General features: G+C 75.6%; 17 protein-coding genes. 10 read left to right on the top strand and 7 right to left on the bottom strand.

The annotated features are described in order from the left end of the window. Positions 1 to 7: 7 nt before the first annotated feature. The 3 genes from COUCH_RS22275 (at position 8) to COUCH_RS22285 (ending at position 1,910) form a co-directional block, all read left to right on the top strand. A complete protein-coding gene (locus tag COUCH_RS22275) occupies positions 8 to 766 on the top strand; it encodes a 2,3-bisphosphoglycerate-dependent phosphoglycerate mutase (protein WP_249607114.1) in 759 nt (252 codons plus the stop codon). Positions 767 to 884: 118 nt separating this feature from the next. Then, positions 885 to 1,211 carry a hypothetical protein gene (locus COUCH_RS22280; protein WP_249607115.1) on the top strand — a complete coding sequence of 109 codons (327 nt, stop codon included), beginning with the start codon at positions 885 to 887 and terminating at the stop codon, positions 1,209 to 1,211. Positions 1,212 to 1,271: 60 nt separating this feature from the next. After that, on the top strand, positions 1,272 to 1,910 hold the full coding sequence (locus COUCH_RS22285; protein WP_249607116.1) for a DUF2202 domain-containing protein: 639 nt from the start codon (positions 1,272 to 1,274) through the stop codon (positions 1,908 to 1,910). Between the two features lie 128 nt (positions 1,911 to 2,038). Here COUCH_RS22285 and COUCH_RS22290 read toward each other — a convergent pair whose 3' ends face one another. Beyond that, positions 2,039 to 3,025, bottom strand: coding sequence for an Acg family FMN-binding oxidoreductase (locus tag COUCH_RS22290; RefSeq protein WP_249607117.1), 987 nt, complete (start codon positions 3,023 to 3,025; stop codon positions 2,039 to 2,041). Between the two features lie 183 nt (positions 3,026 to 3,208). Here COUCH_RS22290 and COUCH_RS22295 point away from each other — a divergent pair, with 183 nt between their 5' ends. From COUCH_RS22295 to COUCH_RS22305, 3 genes are all read left to right on the top strand, one after another. Further along, on the top strand, positions 3,209 to 4,009 hold the full coding sequence (locus COUCH_RS22295) for a sigma 54 modulation/S30EA ribosomal C-terminal domain-containing protein (protein WP_249607118.1): 801 nt from the start codon (positions 3,209 to 3,211) through the stop codon (positions 4,007 to 4,009). A 119-nt stretch (positions 4,010 to 4,128) separates the two neighbouring features. Beyond that, positions 4,129 to 5,433 (top strand): GAF domain-containing protein, encoded by a 1,305-nt coding sequence (locus tag COUCH_RS22300; protein ID WP_249607119.1) that lies wholly within the window; start codon positions 4,129 to 4,131, stop codon positions 5,431 to 5,433. Between the two features lie 63 nt (positions 5,434 to 5,496). Beyond that, positions 5,497 to 5,985, top strand: coding sequence for a universal stress protein (locus COUCH_RS22305; protein WP_249607120.1), 489 nt, complete (start codon positions 5,497 to 5,499; stop codon positions 5,983 to 5,985). A gap of 12 nt (positions 5,986 to 5,997) precedes the next feature. Here COUCH_RS22305 and COUCH_RS22310 read toward each other — a convergent pair whose 3' ends face one another. Then, the gene (locus tag COUCH_RS22310) at positions 5,998 to 6,285 is read right to left on the bottom strand and encodes a hypothetical protein (protein WP_249607121.1); all 288 of its coding nucleotides are present in this window, start codon (positions 6,283 to 6,285) and stop codon (positions 5,998 to 6,000) included. Between the two features lie 31 nt (positions 6,286 to 6,316). Beyond that, complete coding sequence (locus tag COUCH_RS22315; protein ID WP_249607122.1) at positions 6,317 to 6,589, bottom strand: hypothetical protein; 273 nt, start codon at positions 6,587 to 6,589, stop codon at positions 6,317 to 6,319. Between the two features lie 202 nt (positions 6,590 to 6,791). On the opposite strand from COUCH_RS22315, the gene COUCH_RS22320 reads away from it, so the two are divergent. Beyond that, positions 6,792 to 7,265: a universal stress protein gene (locus COUCH_RS22320; protein ID WP_249607123.1), complete on the top strand. Its 474-nt coding sequence runs from the start codon at positions 6,792 to 6,794 to the stop codon at positions 7,263 to 7,265. A 35-nt stretch (positions 7,266 to 7,300) separates the two neighbouring features. Next, positions 7,301 to 7,492 (top strand): DUF1918 domain-containing protein, encoded by a 192-nt coding sequence (locus COUCH_RS22325; protein ID WP_249607124.1) that lies wholly within the window; start codon positions 7,301 to 7,303, stop codon positions 7,490 to 7,492. A 133-nt stretch (positions 7,493 to 7,625) separates the two neighbouring features. Here COUCH_RS22325 and COUCH_RS22330 read toward each other — a convergent pair whose 3' ends face one another. The 3 genes from COUCH_RS22330 to COUCH_RS22340 form a co-directional block, all read right to left on the bottom strand. Further along, positions 7,626 to 8,141: a nitroreductase/quinone reductase family protein gene (locus COUCH_RS22330; RefSeq protein ID WP_249607125.1), complete on the bottom strand. Its 516-nt coding sequence runs from the start codon at positions 8,139 to 8,141 to the stop codon at positions 7,626 to 7,628. Positions 8,142 to 8,236: 95 nt separating this feature from the next. Next, a complete protein-coding gene (locus COUCH_RS22335; RefSeq protein ID WP_249607126.1) occupies positions 8,237 to 8,968 on the bottom strand; it encodes a sulfite exporter TauE/SafE family protein in 732 nt (243 codons plus the stop codon). 75 nt (positions 8,969 to 9,043) lie between these two features. Beyond that, entirely contained in the window at positions 9,044 to 9,385 is a 342-nt protein-coding gene (locus COUCH_RS22340) for a hypothetical protein (RefSeq protein WP_249607127.1), read from the bottom strand. Positions 9,386 to 9,616: 231 nt separating this feature from the next. Here COUCH_RS22340 and COUCH_RS22345 point away from each other — a divergent pair, with 231 nt between their 5' ends. Continuing rightward, entirely contained in the window at positions 9,617 to 10,519 is a 903-nt protein-coding gene (locus COUCH_RS22345; protein WP_249607128.1) for a universal stress protein, read from the top strand. On the opposite strand, the gene COUCH_RS22350 is transcribed toward COUCH_RS22345, so the two are convergent. Then, the gene (locus tag COUCH_RS22350; protein WP_249607129.1) at positions 10,507 to 14,112 is read right to left on the bottom strand and encodes an Ig-like domain-containing protein; all 3,606 of its coding nucleotides are present in this window, start codon (positions 14,110 to 14,112) and stop codon (positions 10,507 to 10,509) included. The genes COUCH_RS22345 and COUCH_RS22350 overlap by 13 nt on opposite strands. A gap of 190 nt (positions 14,113 to 14,302) precedes the next feature. Between COUCH_RS22350 and COUCH_RS22355 the strand changes: the two genes are divergently transcribed. Beyond that, the gene (locus COUCH_RS22355; protein ID WP_249607130.1) at positions 14,303 to 15,184 is read left to right on the top strand and encodes a helix-turn-helix domain-containing protein; all 882 of its coding nucleotides are present in this window, start codon (positions 14,303 to 14,305) and stop codon (positions 15,182 to 15,184) included. Positions 15,185 to 15,296 lie beyond the last annotated feature (112 nt).

Raw genomic sequence — 15,296 nt, forward strand, 5'->3', positions numbered from 1 at the left:
TGGACGGATGACGCGGACCGGGGGTGCCGGCGCCCTGCTGCTGCTCCGGCACGGGCAGAGCGTGAGCAACGCCGCCGACGTCTTCACCGGGTGGTCGGACGCCCCGCTCAGCGCGCTCGGAGCCGACCAGGCCCGCGGCGCGGCGGCGGCGCTGCGGACGCTGGGCGTACGGCCGACCAGCGTGCACACCTCGCTGCTGCGGCGCTCGATCGCGACCGCGGAGATCGTCATGCACGAGCTCGGCCGCGGGTGGGTGCCGGTGCACCGGTCGTGGCGGCTCAACGAGCGGCACTACGGCGCGCTCACCGGCCGCGACAAACGCGCCGTCGCCGCGGAGGCCGGCGCCGCGGAGTTCCGCGCATGGCACCGCTCGTACGCCGTCGCGCCGCCACCGATGAGCGAGGACGACGCCGCCGTGATGTACGCCGACGCCCGCTACGCCGCTCTCCCCCTCCGGGCCCGGCCGCGCACCGAGAGCCTCGCCGACGTCCGGGCCAGGCAGCTGCCGTACTGGTCCGACGTGCTGTACCCCGAGGTGCTGGCCGGCGGGACACCGCTGGTCGTGGGGCACGGCAACAGCCTGCGGGCGTTCGTGATGTACCTGGAGGGCCTGAGGCCGGCCGAGGTCGAGCGGCTCGACATCCCCACGGCCGTGCCGATGCGCTACCGGCTGGACCGGCGCGGATGCCCGGTCGCCGAGCCGGGCGGGCGCTACCTCGACCCGGTCGGCGCCCGCGAACCGGTGCGGATCGGCCCGCACCGGTAGGCCCGCACGCACCCGCCGCGGCGACGGGCCGGTCCGATCGTGCCGTCGGACCTTCGGCCCTCCCGGCGGCGCCCGCGACCGGCTTAGCGTCGGGTGAGGACCGGCGAAGGGAGCCGAGATGAGCATCCTGCGCAGCGCGTTGTGTGCGATCGGCCGGCACCGCGGACAGTGGTCGAACCCCGGCCGGCGGTGCGAGGCGGAGCGGGTCTGCGAGGAGTGCGGCAGACGCGAGGAACGCACGCGGCACACGTGGGGGCCGTTCGCCTACGTCGCCCCGGGCCGGTGCGAGCAGAGCCGGCGGTGCGAGCGGTGCGCCGCCACCGAGACGATCACGGCGCACGAGTGGGGGCCGTGGTTCTACTACGAGAACGAGATCACCACGCCGCAGATCCACACGTGCCGGCGGTGCCACGAGAGCGAGCGGACGGCGTACACGGTGCGCTGAGCCGTCCCGTCCTCCCCGCCGCGCGCCCCTGAGCGGGTCCGGTACGGGCAAGGAGGAGCCATGAAGAGAATCAGCCACCGCGCGGTCACCGTCGTGGCGGCGGGCGTGCTCGGCGTGGGCGCGTTCGCGGCCGCGTCGCCGGCACTGGCCGGCGCCGGTTCCGGCATGGGGTCCGGCGTAGGGTCCGGCGTGGGCATGGGAGCGGGCATGGGCATGGGATCCGGGTACGCCATCGGGACCTGCCCCGGGCTCGGCGCCCCCGTCGCGAAGGGCTCGCTCACCACAGCCCAGCAGGCAACTCTGCAGTCGATGGCGCAGGAGGAGAAGCTCGCGTACGACGTGTACGCCGCGTTCGCCGGCCGCCGGGGAACGGCGTTGTTCGGCCACCTCGCCATGTCCGAGAGCCACCACCTCAGCGCGGTCCGCGCGATGCTGCAGCGGTACGCCCTCACGGACCCGACCGCGGGACAGCCGGCCGGTAGGTTCACCGATCCTGCCGTGCGCACCGCGTACGACCGGCTGCTGGCGCAAGGCAGCACGAGCCCGGCGGCGGCCCGCGCGGCTGGACGGCAGGTCGAACGCGACGACATCGCCAGGCTGGAGGCCGCCTCGGCCGGGCTGACCGCGCCGGACGTCCGGCAGCTGTACACGATGCTGCTGTCGGCGTCGGAGCAGCATCTGGCCGTCCTCGCCGGCTGACCCCCAGCCCGGCCCGGTCAGGCCGTCCTCGTCATCGGTGACAAGCGCCGCGGCGTGGCCGGGCGGGTCCGCACCCGCGACGCCGGGGGCCGGCACGGCCGGAGGGGGATGCACGGTGATCCGGCGGGTCAGTCCGGCATCAGCACCTCGGACAGGTCGCGGCGGGGACTGGCGGGTGCCGGGCGGCCGTACCCGATCCGGACGACCATCTGGGCCCACAGGCCGTCGGCGCCCGCGGTGAGCCGCCGGCGCACGGCCGGGACCTCGACCGGCTGGCTGACCGGCGTGGTGGCCAGGTTCTGCCGCGTCGCGGTGAGCAGCACCCGCTGCAGCGCTTGCCCGGCGGTCACCCAGTGCCGCCGGTCGTCGCCCGCCGTGGCCAGGACCAGGATCATCGGGTACGGCTCGAACGGCCCGGTCACCGCCGGCTGCGGCGGCAGCAGCCCGAAGTCGCGGGTGGGTACGGACTCCAGGGCGTCCCACGGCCCGACCGGCAGGTGCGGCGTCCCGTCGCGCCGGGCCTGCCGGGCGGACCGGGTCTTCTCGGCCCGGTAGCCGCCGCGGGCGCGCAGGGTGCGGTCCGCCGCCCGGGACAGCGCGACGATCGCGTCCCGGGTCGCGGCGTCGGCGACGGAGAGCACCGCGTCCTCCCGTCCCGCGGCGTCGCGCAGCAGCTCCAGCGCCACCGCCGGTACGGGGACCTCCGTGAACGGCCCGCGGTTGCTGTGCCGCTGAGCGATGGCGTCGGCGAGCGCCGCCACCGGCGGGCTCGGCGCGGCCGGGCGGCCGAGGGCGACGCGGGCCACGACATTCTCGTCGTCCGGGTCGGGGAACAGGGTGCAGCGCGTCAGGAAACCCTCGCGCCGGATCGCCAGGCGCAGCGTGAAGAGCGCGGCGCCGACGCTGATGAACAGCTCCCGGCCGGCCGGGTCGAGTGCGTTGAGCCGCCGGCGCGGATCGGCGTGCACCTCCACGGCGTCCCCGGTGATCCGGAACAGCCAGGGCTGGCTGTTGTGCAGCGACGGCGCGCGGGTGGCCGAGCGTACGCATCCGGTCAGCAGGGCCGCCGGCAAGGTCCGCGGCGCCTCGGCGCCGCCGGTCCGCAGTGTGGTCATCGCAGTGCCCTTCCTCGCGGGAGGGGCATCACCGTCGTCCCGCCCCAGGCCCAGCGTGGACGCCCCGGGCCGGGCGCGGCCAGAGTCACCCGGCCCGTCGCCGCGGGTCCGGCGTTCGGGACCTTCGGCCCCTTGTAGGTGATCATCCGGTCACCCAGAGTGGACCCCCGAAGGGAGCTGCCGATGCCAGGCTTCAGAACCGCCGTCGTGCCGGACGAGGACGCGGACATCCTGGTCCGCGGGCCGGTGACCACGCAGGACATCGCGTACGTCGGTCACGCCGTCGCCGGGGCGCGGCTGGCGGGCACCGGGGCCGGTCATCTGCGCGTCAAGCTGGCCGAGTACCGCGGCGGTGACCGCGAGCCGGTCGCCGTGGTGCAGATCAACGTGGAGCTCGCCGGCCGGATGGTCCGGGCTCAGGCGTACGCGGGCCCGGTGGAGGCGGCGATCGACGCGGCCGTGGCGGCGCTCGTGCCGCGCATCGACCGGCTGGCCCGGCGCCTGGCGCACGCCGAGGCGGGGCCGCCCTCGTTCACCGGCGAGCCCTGGGACCTGCGGCAGGCCCGGACGCTCCCACCGGTCGTCAGGATCGACGGGAAGGCGCGCCGGCTGGCCCGGCACAAGGCGTGTCCACCGGCGGCGCAGACCATCGGCGCCGCGGCGCTGACCATGGACCTGCGCGACTACGACTTCCACCTGTTCGTCGACGAGGCCGGCGGTCAGGACGCCGTGCTCACGCGCGCCGGCGCGGCCGGTTACCGGGTGGCTGCCGACCGCCCCGACCTGCTGGGGAGCGCGCCTGACGGCGTACCCGTCGCGGACGCGCCCTCCCGCCTGCCCGGCCTCACCCTGCCCGAGGCGGTGCTGGCGCTGGACGCCTCGGCGGCCGCGTTCCTGGCCTTCACCGGCGTCGGCTCGGACCGGGCCGCGGTGCTCTACCGGCGGTTCGACGGCCACCTCGGCCTGCTCAGCCCCCTGTGGTGAGCGCCGGGCGGCGCTGACCGTTACCCCTGTCGCGATTTGCGGCAGTTCACCCCGATGGCCGGTGGTGCCAGACTGGGCGGGGTCAGCAGCTCGCAGCGGCAAGGCCGGGAGCGTGCCCGATGAGCGACACCGACGACCTCTCCTTCCCCCACGCGGCCCGGCTGGAGTTCGACGAGATCCTCGAACGCCTCGTCGCCAGCGCCCGCGAGGTCCAGGCGACCCAGGGACGGCTGCGCGGGCTGCTCCGGGCGTACCTCGCCATCGCCCGGGCCGACGATCTCGACGAGGTGCTGAGGCACATCGTGGACGCCGCCAAGGCGCTGGTCCGGGCCCGGTACGCCGCCCTCGGCGTTGTGTCGCACGGCAGTCTGACCCGGTTCATCCACTCCGGGATGGACGAGGAGACCACCCGGCGCATCGGCCACCTGCCCCAGGGCAAGGGCGTGCTGGGCCTGCTGGTGGACGATCCGCGGCCGGTGCGCCTGCGCGACATCGGCGACCACCCCGCCTCGGTCGGCTTCCCGGCCGGCCACCCCCGGATGACCTCCTTCCTCGGCGTGCCGGTGCGGGTGGGCGACCGCGTCTTCGGCAACCTCTACCTCGCCGGCAAGCAGGGCGGGGCGGCCTTCACCGCCGACGACGAGGAGCTGGTCCTGGCGCTCGCCACCGCGGCCGGCGTGTCCATCGAGAACGCCACGCTGCTCGCACAGGGCCGCCGCCGGCAGGCCTGGCAGTCGGCCATGGTGGACGCCACGAACGCGCTGCTCGCCGACGCCGGCCCGGACGTGGCGCTGCTGCAGTTCGTGACCAGCGCGCTGGAGACCCTCGGCGGGACGGGCGCGGCCGCGGCCGTACCCACCGGCGACGAGGCGACCCTGCGGGTGGCGGTGGGCGTCGGCATGTACGGCCGCTACACCGGTACGGTCATCCGGCTCGAGGACTCGATCGTCGGCGACGCCGTGCAGCTGGGGGCGCCCGTGGCCGGGGACCGGTCGCGGCTGCCGCAGGGCTGGCCGGCCCGGCGGGACACCACGATCGGCACCTGCCTGGCCGCTCCCATGCTCGCCGACCGCCGGCTCGCCGGCGTGCTGCTGGTCTCGCGCAGCCCGGACGACGGCCCGTTCGACGAGCTCGACCACGACATCCTCGCCGGCGCCGCCGGGCAGGCCGGGCTCGCGCTGCGGCTGGCCGAGGCCCGGCGCGACAGCGAACGCGTCCGGATGCTGGAGGACCGCGAGCACATCGCCGCCGACCTGCGGGACCGGGTCATCCAGCGGCTGTTCCGGCACGGGCTCGCCGTGCAGTGCGCCGCGGCCCGCGTCGGCACCGGCGAACCGCGGCAACGCCTGCAGGACCAGATCGACGAGGTCGACGCGATCATCCGCGACATCCGCGACACCGTGCTGTCGCTGGAGCGCGGGTAGTCCGGCGGCGACAAAGGACCTTTGCACCTGTCCGGGCGGACGGGTGCCGCCCACCCTGGTGACATGGATCTCACATCTGCCCGGCCCGGGGCGGCCGGCCCGGTCGTGGTCGGCGTGGACGGTCACGACCACGACGCGCGGATCGTCACGACGGCCGGGGCCCACGCCGACCGGCTGGGCGCCGGCCTGCAGGTCGTGCACGTGCTGGACGTGGCGGGCGAGCCACGCCGGGCGGCGACGCTGCCCACCGTCGCCCTGCGCCGCAGCGACGAGCGCCGCCGCAAGCTCGACGACGCCCGGGCGGAACTGCGCGAGCGGCTGCGGGGCTTCGTCGCGGACCTGGCCGACGTCGATCTGCGGACGACCGTCGGCGACCCGGCGACCGTGCTGCTCGCGATGTCCCGCCGGGCCTGCCTGCTCGTGCTCGGCACCCGCAGCGGACCGGCGCGCAGCCCGTTCCTGCTCGGCACGGTCTGCCAGGACGTGGCCGTCCACGCGAGCTGCCCGGTGCTGCTGGTCCCGTGGGCGAAGGACGGTGCCGCGCCGCGCTGACGGGTACGCCCCTCACCCGGGCGGCGCGTCACCCGGCAGGCCGGGCATCGGGTGCCGGTCGGCGTCGCGCTCGGCGAGCCTGCGCATGGCGTTGCGGTACTGCCGCGGCGTGATCTCGTGGGCGATCACCTGCCGGACGAGGACGCCCTCGAGCGACTCCGCCGGCCCCGGCGGCCCGGGCGCCGCAGCACGATCCCGGTCCCCGTCCCCGGCGGTCGCGCGCCTCCAGTCCAGGACGGCCGGCCACGAGGACCCGACGACCAGCGCCGCCATCAGCGTGATCACCACGACGACCAGCATCGCCGCCTCCTCTCACCGGCCCCGGCAGCGGTCAGGCGCCGGCCGCCGCCGGCCCGTTGTCGGGCGGTACGGCCAGCGGATGGCGCGCGTCGTCGCGGGCGGCCAGCTTCTCCATGGCCCTCATGTACTGCGGCCGGCTGATCTCCCCGGCCACGAGCTGCGTCACCAGCGCCCCTTCGAGGGTCACCGGCTCACGCGCGGGCGCGGCGCCCGCGGGTTCCACGCCCGCGGCGGCCTCGTGTGGCCACACCGTGTACGCGCAGGCGCCGACCAGCGCCGCGGTCAGCACCAGGATCAGGAGCATGGCGGCCACCTCCTCCCCTCCATGCTCTGCGGGCGTCCGGACGACAGGCAGGGTCCAAAGTCCCGGTCCGCCGTGACCCCGTTCCCGCCGCCCACCACAACGGACAAAGGTCCCGGACCGGCGGGCCCGCCTGCCCTACCCGCCGACGGGCGCCCGGAGCCTGATGGAGGGTGCCGCAGTGGACCCACCGGAAGGAGCAGCCATGAGCGCCACCCATCTCATCGTCGCCGGGGTCGACGGCTCCGAGGGAGGCCGGCGCGCCCTCGACTGGGCGGTCACCGAGGCGGCCGGGCGCGGCGGCGCCGTGCAGGCCGTCGTCGCCTGGTCGTGGGACGGCATGGAGTACGGCCCCATCGCCGCCACCAGCCCGCGCGAGGCCGCCGATCTGGCCGCCGCCATGCTCGACCGCGAGGTCAAGGCGCTGGTCGCCCGGCACGGGTCGCACGTGCCGGTCGCCGGCGAGATCATCGAGGGCCGGCCGGCCGACGTGCTGACGGCCGCCGCCCGTACGGCGGACCTGCTGGTGCTGGGCAGCCACGGGCACAGCCGCGTCCGGCACACCGTCCTGGGCTCGGTGAGCGAGGAGTGCATCCGCAAAGCGGTCTGCCCGGTCGTGGTGCTGCCGGTGCCGGTGGACCACCCCGTGCCGGCAGCGGAGCCGGCCGTCCGCCGGTGAGCCGTGGGGCAGACACCATCGAGACGGGAGGAACCATGAACGCCCACACCGGAGACCGGCTGGTCATGAAGGGCATCCACGTCGGCGACCCGCAGCGCGTCGGCGTCATCATCGGCGTGCCGCACCCGGACGGCAGCCCGCCGTACCGGGTGCGCTGGCTGGACACCGATCACGAGGCGCTGGTGTTCCCCGGGCCGGAGGCGCACGTGGAGCACCGCTCGTCGTGACGCCGCCCGGGTGCGCGGCCGCGGTCGCGCACCCGGCCTGCGCCGCCCCGTGGCCACCCCGCGGAAGCGACCTGCCCGTCCGGAGCGGACGCGACCCGCGTGGCGCCGCGGACCGGCCGCCCAGCCGCCGTCCCTACTGCGGCGTGGCGGATCCGGTGGCGGCAGCGCCGACGGGCGGGGCGGCGACGATCCGGAACACCGGGTACCGGGCGGCGATCCCGGCGAAGTCGGCCAGGGGCGCGTGCCGGTCCAGCGGGATGTGCGGGCGGGCACCGGGGGCCAGGTGCAGATAGCGCTGCAGGACCGGTGCCCGCTGAGCGGCCGGCACCTCCACCAGCAGAACGTCCTCCCGGCCCCGACGCAGCAGCACGGCGTGTCCCCCGGCGGCGCGTACGTTGCGCACCCAGCCGGCGTCCTCGCCGAGCATCGACACCAGGTAGCGTTCGCCGCGCAGGTCGGCCGCCACGAGCGGCAGCGAGACCGTCCGCCCGCTCGTGCGACCCCGGACCTCCAGGGTCACCGCCCGGGGCGGGGTGAGCACACCGTGGGCGAACAGGACGGCGGAGAGCCGGTTCATCCCCCGCGCGAGCCGGTTCGGCCGGCCACCGCGGTACAGCCGGCGCGCCATCCGTGGCGTCATCAGGGTCATCGCGCACCTCCCGGTGTCCTGCGTGGCGGCTTCAGCCTGGCCCCGGGCACGGAACGGGTGACAGGGCCGTTGGTCCCGGCGCCCCGCGCCCGCGGTCACCCGACGATCAGGAACAGGACTCCCGAGACGATCAGCCCGGCCTCCACCAGGGTCACGAACCCGCGGTCCCCGATGCGCCCGACGATGCGGCGCCCGGCCCAGGACCCGGCGAGGGTGGCCGGTGTCAGCGCTGCCCCGAGCAGCAGCACCCGGCCGGTCAGCAGGTTTCCCGCGCCGTAGGCGGCGATCTTCGCCAGGTGCATCGTCAGCGCGGCGGCGGCCTCGGTGCCGATGTACGCCGCGCGGGTCAGGCCGTACGCCAGGAAGAAGGGCGCGGTCAGCGGCCCGACCGAGCCCAGCAGCGACGAGCCGAGCCCGGAGGCGGCGCCCACGGCGGCGAAGGCCCGGTCGCCCGGCCTGCGCGGCCGGGGGCTGATCCGCCGCCAGACCACCACGCCGATCAGGAAGCCACCCAGCAGGCGGTGCAGCGCTCCCAGCGGCGCGTGCGCCAGCAGCAGCCCACCGGCGACGGCGAGCGGCACCGCGCCCACCGCGAACCAGCCGATCAGCCGCCAGTGCAGCTCCGCGCGGTTGAGCCACACCCGGAACCCGTTGCTCGACACCTGCGTCAGGGTCAGCATCGGTACGGCCACCGGCAGCCCGAACAGCGCGGTGAACACGGGCAACAGCAGCACCCCGCCCCCGAAGCCGGCCACCGCGGACAGCAGCGCCAGCGCGAACGCCGCCAGCGACGCCACCGCGAGCGTCGGCAGCTGGTGGACGATCATCAGGCCAGCCTGCCAGGGCCGCGCACGCGACGAGGGCCCGCCGGCTCGGCGGGCCCTCAGCCGGTGCCGGGGTGGCTACAAGGCCGGCTCCTCCAGCGACGGTGCGGCCGGTCCCTGGTCCGGGCGCCGGCGGATCCGGCGCAGGCACGAGCGCAGCTTCTGCTGCATCAGATCGGTCGCCTCCTGCAGCCCGCTGCCCACGGCATGCACGTGGACCGGTACGCCGTTGACGTCGACGTGGGCGTCGACCCGGTCGCCGTACGCTGCCGAGTCGAGAGTGAGCCACGACCGCAGCACCGGCGCAGGGGCGTGGTGCAGTGCGGCTTCGAGCTTCTCGACGGCGTACGTTCGCGCGGCCTCGTCGACGGGACCGTGGGTGCGGACGTTCGGGGCGGTGGTCGGGCTGATGCGCGCCATGGCTTGCCTCCCGGATCCTGCCTTGCCCTCGTGCAAGGGACCTAGGAAGATCGTCCGTCGCCGCAGGGACACCGCACAGGGTCGTTGGACCCGGTCCGGCGGTCCCTGGCCCACCGGACCGTGGGCGGGGCGCCGCGGCACACCGCCCGATGCGGGACCATCGGCCCTGCCGCCCGCATCGACGGCGACGGATGCTGACGGTGGACAGGCCCACCCAGCAGGAGGTGCGTCATGACCACCGTCGCCGGAGCCGCCGTGGTCGTCGGCGTGGAGGCGCCCGCGCACAGCCACGGCACGGTCGCGACCGCCGCCGGCGAGGCGGCCCGCCGGCACCGGCCGCTGCGCATCGTCCACGCCGTGCACTGGCCGAGGCTGCCCGTGGTGATGCCGCCCGGGATGACCGAGACCGTGCCGGAGCCGGTGCGCGAGCGGGCCCGCTCGTGGCTCGCCGGGGCCGCGGAGACCGCCGCGAGGGTCGCGCCCGGCGTGCCCGTCACCACGAGGCTCGCGGCCGGGCGTCCCGCGGCGGTGCTCACCGGGGAGAGCCGGCACGCCGACCTCCTCGTCGTCGGCGAACGCGGGACCGGCGGCCTGCTCGTCGGCTCCGTGGCGCTGCAGGTGGCGTCGCACGCCGCGTGCCCGGTGCTCGTCGTCCGCGGCGAGCCGCGCCGCACCGGGCCCGTGGTGGTCGGCATCGACGGTTCCCCGCATTCCGCCCCGGCCCTCGCCGCCGCCCTCCAGGAGGCCTCGCTGCGCGGCGCCGCCCTGGTGGCGCTGCACGCGTGGAACGGCAACGACTGGACGGAGCTGAACGGCAGGCTGCCGATGACGTACGAGTTCTGGTCCGGCGACGCGCAGGAGGAACGCGTCCTCGCCGAGGCGCTGGCCGGCGCCGGGGAGCGCTACCCCGACGTCCCGGTCCGGCGTCAGGTCGTCCGGGGCGATCCCGGCTCCCTGCTCAGCGAGTGGTCGCGCTGCGCCCAGCTGGTCGTGGTGGGCGACCACCGGCACGGCGCCGTGCCCGGGCTGGTGCTCGGCTCGGTCAGCCGGCACCTGATGTTCCACGCCGAGTGCCCGACGGCCGTCGTCCGGGGGCGCTCCCCCGTGCTGACGGCCCGGGGTCAGCCGATGTAGATCTCCACCCTCCGGTTCGCGGCCTTGTTGCGGCTGGTGGTGTTCGGCCGCGCCGGCTCGGCCTCACCGCGGCCGCCGTGCTGCGCGCGCAGCCCCGGGTACGCGGCCCGGAAGTACGCGGCGACCTGCATGGCCCGCTGCCGGGACAGCTCGATGTTGGACTGCGCCGTACCGTCCGCGTCGGTGTGCCCGATCATCAGGGCGGTGCCGAAGCCGTACGTACGCGCCTGCCCGGCGACCGTGGCCAGGACGCGCCGGGCCGTGGCGTCGAGCGCGAAGTCGCCGACCGGGAAGTACACGACGGCCAGGAGCCGGTTCGTGTCGCCCGCCGGGGTGACCGCCGCGGTGGTCGGTTCGGACAGCGTGCCGCCGGCGCCGACGGTGGTCACCAGGACGATGTCGGTGCGGTCCAGGGCCGTTCCGGGTACGCGGCACATCTGGCTGGTGCCGCCCATGACCGGCACGGTGCACACCCGGCGGCCGTTGACGGTGACGCGGTAGCCGAGGGCGTTGGTGGCCGGCGACACCCGCCAGGTGATCTCGGAGTCGACGCGGCCGGACAGGCTGCGCGAGACCGGGCGGCCACCGGCGTAGGCGGGTTCGGTGAGCAGGCGGCGGGCCTGCGGGTCGGCGCCGATCCGGGCGGTGGCGGCGGGCGGCCGGGCCGGCAGGACGGTCACCCGCAGCTCCGTGGTGGCGGTGGCGTCGCCGTCGCTGACCCGGACCGGGATGGTGACGGTGCCGCTGAACCGGGCGTCGGTGCGCACGGCGAGCCGGGTGCCGGAGACCGTGCCGCGGACGCGGTCGGCAGCGGCCGCCGGGCCGTCCGGGGTGCCGGCGGTGAGCGTCAGCACGTCGTCGTTCGCGTCGGTGACGGTGAACGGGACGGTCACGCTCTCGCCGGCGGTCACCGTACGGGGTGCCGCCGCGGCGATGCGGGGTGCGGCGTTGGGCACGGTGACGTGCACGGTGGCGCTGGCGCTGCGGCCGTTGCCGTCGCGCACGGTGTACGAGAACGCGTCCTCGCCCTTGTACGCCGCGTCCGGCGTGTACCGGACGGCGTTGTCGCGGACCTCGGCCGTGCCGTGTCCCGGCGTACCGGCCCGGGTCACGGTCAGGCCCGTGCCGCTGTCGTTGGCCAGCACGTCGATGCTCAGGGCGGCTCCGCCGGTCGCGGTCACGGTGTCGTCCGCGGGCTCGGGACCGGGCAGCACCGGCGGCGGTGGCGCGGAAACGGTGATCGTGACGGTCGCGGTGGCCGGGCCGCCGGTCAGCCGGTACGTGAGGCTGTCCGCCCCGGAGTAGCCCGCAGCCGGGGTGTAGCGCAGGGCGCCGCCGACGATGCCGGCGCTGCCGTGGGCGGGCGCGCCGACGACCGCGGCGAGGCTCGCGCCGGCGGGGTCGTTGGCGAGCACGTCGATGCCAGTCGTGGTGCCGTACGCGACGGTGGCGGTGTCGTCGGCGGGCGCCGGGCCGGCGGTCACGGTGACCGTCACCGAGCCGGTGCCGACGGCGCCGTGCGCGTCGGCGACGGTGTACGTGAACGAGTCGGTGCCCCAGAAGTCGGCGTCCGGCGTGTAGGTGACGCTGCTGCCGGAGACGTCGGCGGTGCCGTGGGCGGGCGTACCGGCGGTCTGCAGGATGAGCGGGCCGTCCCCGGTGTCGTTGGCCAGCGGGCTGATCACCGTGGCGGCGCCGGCGGCGGTCGTGGCCTGGTCGGCGACGGCCGCGAGCGGTGTCGCGGGGGTGGCGGCGGGCGCGGTCACCGTGACCGTGACCGTACCGGTGGCGGTGACGCCGCCGAGGTCCGTGACGGTGTACGTGAAGGTGTCGGTGCCCGAGTAGCCGGCCGTGGCGGTGTACCGCACGCCGGTCCCGCCACCGGTGACGACGGCGGCACCGTGGGCCGGGCTGGTCACGGCCGTCACGGTGAGCTGCTGTCCGGTGTCGTTGGCGAGCACGTCGATGGGCTCGGCGGTGCCGGCGGTCGCCGCCGCGGTGTCGTCGACGGCCTGCGGCGCGATGCCGGACGGCGCGGCGACGGTGAGGGCGACCGAGGCGGTGGCGGTGCCGCCGCGCCCGTCCGAGACGGTGTACGTGAACGCGTCCGGCCCGGTGTACGCGCCGGCCGGGGTGTAACTCACCACGCCGCCGGACAGCGTCACCGTGCCGTTCGCCGCGCTGGTCACGGCGGTGACGCCCAGCGGGTCGCCGTCGGCGTCGGTGTCGTTGCCGAGGACCGCGACGGCCGAGGTGCGGTTGTCCCCCACGGTCACGGTGTCGGCGGCCGCGGCCGGGAACGTGTTGACGTTCACCGTGCTGGTGGCCGGGGCGTTGTCGGTCAGGCTGAGAGTGGTGTCGATCGTGGCGGACCCGACCGTGGCGACGATCGAGGTGGCCCGGTTGCCGGAGACGGCGGGCAGCGCCAGGTCGAAGGTGAGGCCGTTGCCGCCCGAGCCGAGCGCGAACGGTCCCGGGAACACCACGGAGCCCCCGGTGGTCACCCCGTCGGCGACGGTCACGCCGTTCCACGCGACGGAGCCGGGTACGACCGTCGCGCCCGCGGGCACGGTGGCGGTGAAGGAGTCGAGGACCGCGCCGGCCGACCCGGTGACCGCCGCGCGGTAGGTGGCCGTACCGCCGGTGTCGGGGAGCTTGGGCGGCGTGGCGGTCAGGCCGACGGTCAGGTCGTTGGTGGACGGGCTGATCGCCGGCAGCGACGCGACGCTGCCCAGGTCGGTGTGCTTGATCTGGGTGCCGGACGCGATCTGCTGGACCGGCAGCACGCCGGTGGCCGAGGTGGTGAACCCGACCGCGCGGAAGGTGTAGACCGCGGTGTACGACTTCGACGCCGAGCTCAGGTTGCTGACCCGCAGCGTGTCGGTGTACGTGGGCAGCCCGCTGAGCGTCAGGCTGGTGCCCACGAGCCGGTACGCGCCCGCGGGCCAGGTGCCGGAGGCGGCGGGGCTCATCCAGAACGACTGGGGGTCGTTCGCGAAGCCGGAGCCGATGGTGCCGGTGTCGCCGGTGACCGTGACGGTGAAGGTCCCGCCGATGCGCGGCGTCCCGCCGGGCACGGTGACCGCGGTGAGCTTGTTCGCGGCCGCCTTGATCGTCCCCTCGACCGCGGTGAAGCCGCCGCTGTCCGCGCAGAGCTGCGCCGAGCCGGGCAGGTCCGGACGGCCCTGCCACACGCTGACGGTGTGCTGCTGCGCGGTCGTCGTCTCCGCCTGCGCGGTGAGGTAGAAGAAGCGGGACGCCGACGCGCCGCCGCTGAGCGTGGCGATCTGCTGGGCGGACGGCTGCCCGCTGCCCAGCGCCACGGATCCGCCCGTGAAGCCGGTCAGCGAGATCCAGAGGTCGTTGCGGGCCGTGCCGGACGTGTCCAGTACCTGGTATCCGGCGTACGCCCCGCGCAGCACCGGGTTCGACGACGTGTCGATGTAGAAGTTGGGGCCGTGCAGGGCGGACACGGTCAGCCCCTGCGTCGAGCACGCGGGTGCGACCGCGGCGGCGGGCTGGGCGGTCAGCAGGGCGCCGGAGGCGGCGACGGCGGTGGCGGCCACCACGGGCAGCAGTCGGTCACGGATCACACCGTCAAGATCGGCCGCCGGACGCGGCTGCTGAGCGGGAGCGGGCGGGTGACGGCCGCGGCTTCCCGCGGTACGCGGCTCTAAGATCGTGCACGTGGGCGCGCATCGGACGGTGAAGCTGCACGTTTGGATGCACGTGCATCGGGATAACTGCTGTGCGTGAGGATCGACGGCTGATCGGGGAGAACGGATGACCTCCGGCAGGGACGGCGGCGCGGGCCCCGCCGCGTTGCGCATCCAGCTGGGCTCCCAGCTGCGCCGGTTGCGCAAGGACCGCGGGCTGACCCGGGAGGCGGCCGGCTGGGAGATCCGCGCCTCCGAGTCGAAGATCAGCCGCATGGAGCTGGGCCGCGTGCCGTTCAAGGAACGCGACGTGGCGGACCTGCTGTCGTTCTACGGCGTCGGCGAGAGCGAGAGCCGCGAGCTGCTGGGCCTCGCCCGCCGGGCCAACGCGCCGGGCTGGTGGCAGGAGTACGCCGACATCGTGCCCCCGTGGTTCCTCGGTTACCTCGGGCTGGAGGAGGCGGCCTCGCTGATCCGGTCGTACGAGGTGCACTTCGTGCCCGGCCTGCTGCAGACCGACGACTACGCCCGGGCGGTCATCGCGCACGGGCACGAGGGCGCGCCGCCCGAGGACATCGACCGGCGGATCGCCCTGCGCCGGGGGCGCCGCCGGGTGCTGCAGCGCCCGGACCCGCCGCACGTGTGGGCGGTGCTGGACGAGGGCGTGCTGCACCGGCACTTCGGCGGCCGGGCCGTGATGCGCGGGCAGCTCGAGGCCCTGATCGACGCCGCGCAGCAGCCGAACGTCCGGATCCAGGTCGTGCCCTTCCGGGGCAGCCCCCGGGCGGCCGCCGGCCTGCCGTTCGCCATCCTGCGCTTCGCCGAGGAGGAGCTGTCCGACGTGGTCTACGTCGAGCAGCTCACCAGCGCGCTCTACCTCGACAAGCCCATGGACGTGGACCACTACGCCGCCACGATGGACCTGGCCTGCCTGGAAGCCGAGCCGCCGGACCGTACGGCGGCCATCCTGCACAAGATCCTCGACGAGCTCGAGGACTCCGCGGCCTGATCGGCCGGTCCGCCTCGGCCGAACGGCCCCCCGCGCACATCCGATCTTTCCTTTGTCCGTTCCATGGTGCATATGCACGTGCATGGGTCCTTGCATCGGCGCTGGCATATGG

The sequence above is a fragment of the Couchioplanes caeruleus genome, from assembly GCF_023499255.1.
GTDB classification, from domain to species: domain Bacteria; phylum Actinomycetota; class Actinomycetes; order Mycobacteriales; family Micromonosporaceae; genus Actinoplanes; species Actinoplanes caeruleus_A.

What these genes read in the sequence shown, in the direction of transcription:
- COUCH_RS22275 (WP_249607114.1), top strand. Translation starts at nt 8, where the DNA reads ATGACGCGGACCGGGGGTGCCGGCGCCCTGCTGCTGCTCCGGCACGGG.
- COUCH_RS22280 (WP_249607115.1), top strand. Translation starts at nt 885, where the DNA reads ATGAGCATCCTGCGCAGCGCGTTGTGTGCGATCGGCCGGCACCGCGGA.
- COUCH_RS22285 (WP_249607116.1), top strand. Translation starts at nt 1,272, where the DNA reads ATGAAGAGAATCAGCCACCGCGCGGTCACCGTCGTGGCGGCGGGCGTG.
- COUCH_RS22290 (WP_249607117.1), bottom strand. Translation starts at nt 3,025, where the DNA reads ATGACCACACTGCGGACCGGCGGCGCCGAGGCGCCGCGGACCTTGCCG.
- COUCH_RS22295 (WP_249607118.1), top strand. Translation starts at nt 3,209, where the DNA reads ATGCCAGGCTTCAGAACCGCCGTCGTGCCGGACGAGGACGCGGACATC.
- COUCH_RS22300 (WP_249607119.1), top strand. Translation starts at nt 4,129, where the DNA reads ATGAGCGACACCGACGACCTCTCCTTCCCCCACGCGGCCCGGCTGGAG.
- COUCH_RS22305 (WP_249607120.1), top strand. Translation starts at nt 5,497, where the DNA reads ATGGATCTCACATCTGCCCGGCCCGGGGCGGCCGGCCCGGTCGTGGTC.
- COUCH_RS22310 (WP_249607121.1), bottom strand. Translation starts at nt 6,285, where the DNA reads ATGCTGGTCGTCGTGGTGATCACGCTGATGGCGGCGCTGGTCGTCGGG.
- COUCH_RS22315 (WP_249607122.1), bottom strand. Translation starts at nt 6,589, where the DNA reads ATGCTCCTGATCCTGGTGCTGACCGCGGCGCTGGTCGGCGCCTGCGCG.
- COUCH_RS22320 (WP_249607123.1), top strand. Translation starts at nt 6,792, where the DNA reads ATGAGCGCCACCCATCTCATCGTCGCCGGGGTCGACGGCTCCGAGGGA.
- COUCH_RS22325 (WP_249607124.1), top strand. Translation starts at nt 7,301, where the DNA reads ATGAACGCCCACACCGGAGACCGGCTGGTCATGAAGGGCATCCACGTC.
- COUCH_RS22330 (WP_249607125.1), bottom strand. Translation starts at nt 8,141, where the DNA reads ATGACCCTGATGACGCCACGGATGGCGCGCCGGCTGTACCGCGGTGGC.
- COUCH_RS22335 (WP_249607126.1), bottom strand. Translation starts at nt 8,968, where the DNA reads ATGATCGTCCACCAGCTGCCGACGCTCGCGGTGGCGTCGCTGGCGGCG.
- COUCH_RS22340 (WP_249607127.1), bottom strand. Translation starts at nt 9,385, where the DNA reads ATGGCGCGCATCAGCCCGACCACCGCCCCGAACGTCCGCACCCACGGT.
- COUCH_RS22345 (WP_249607128.1), top strand. Translation starts at nt 9,617, where the DNA reads ATGACCACCGTCGCCGGAGCCGCCGTGGTCGTCGGCGTGGAGGCGCCC.
- COUCH_RS22355 (WP_249607130.1), top strand. Translation starts at nt 14,303, where the DNA reads ATGACCTCCGGCAGGGACGGCGGCGCGGGCCCCGCCGCGTTGCGCATC.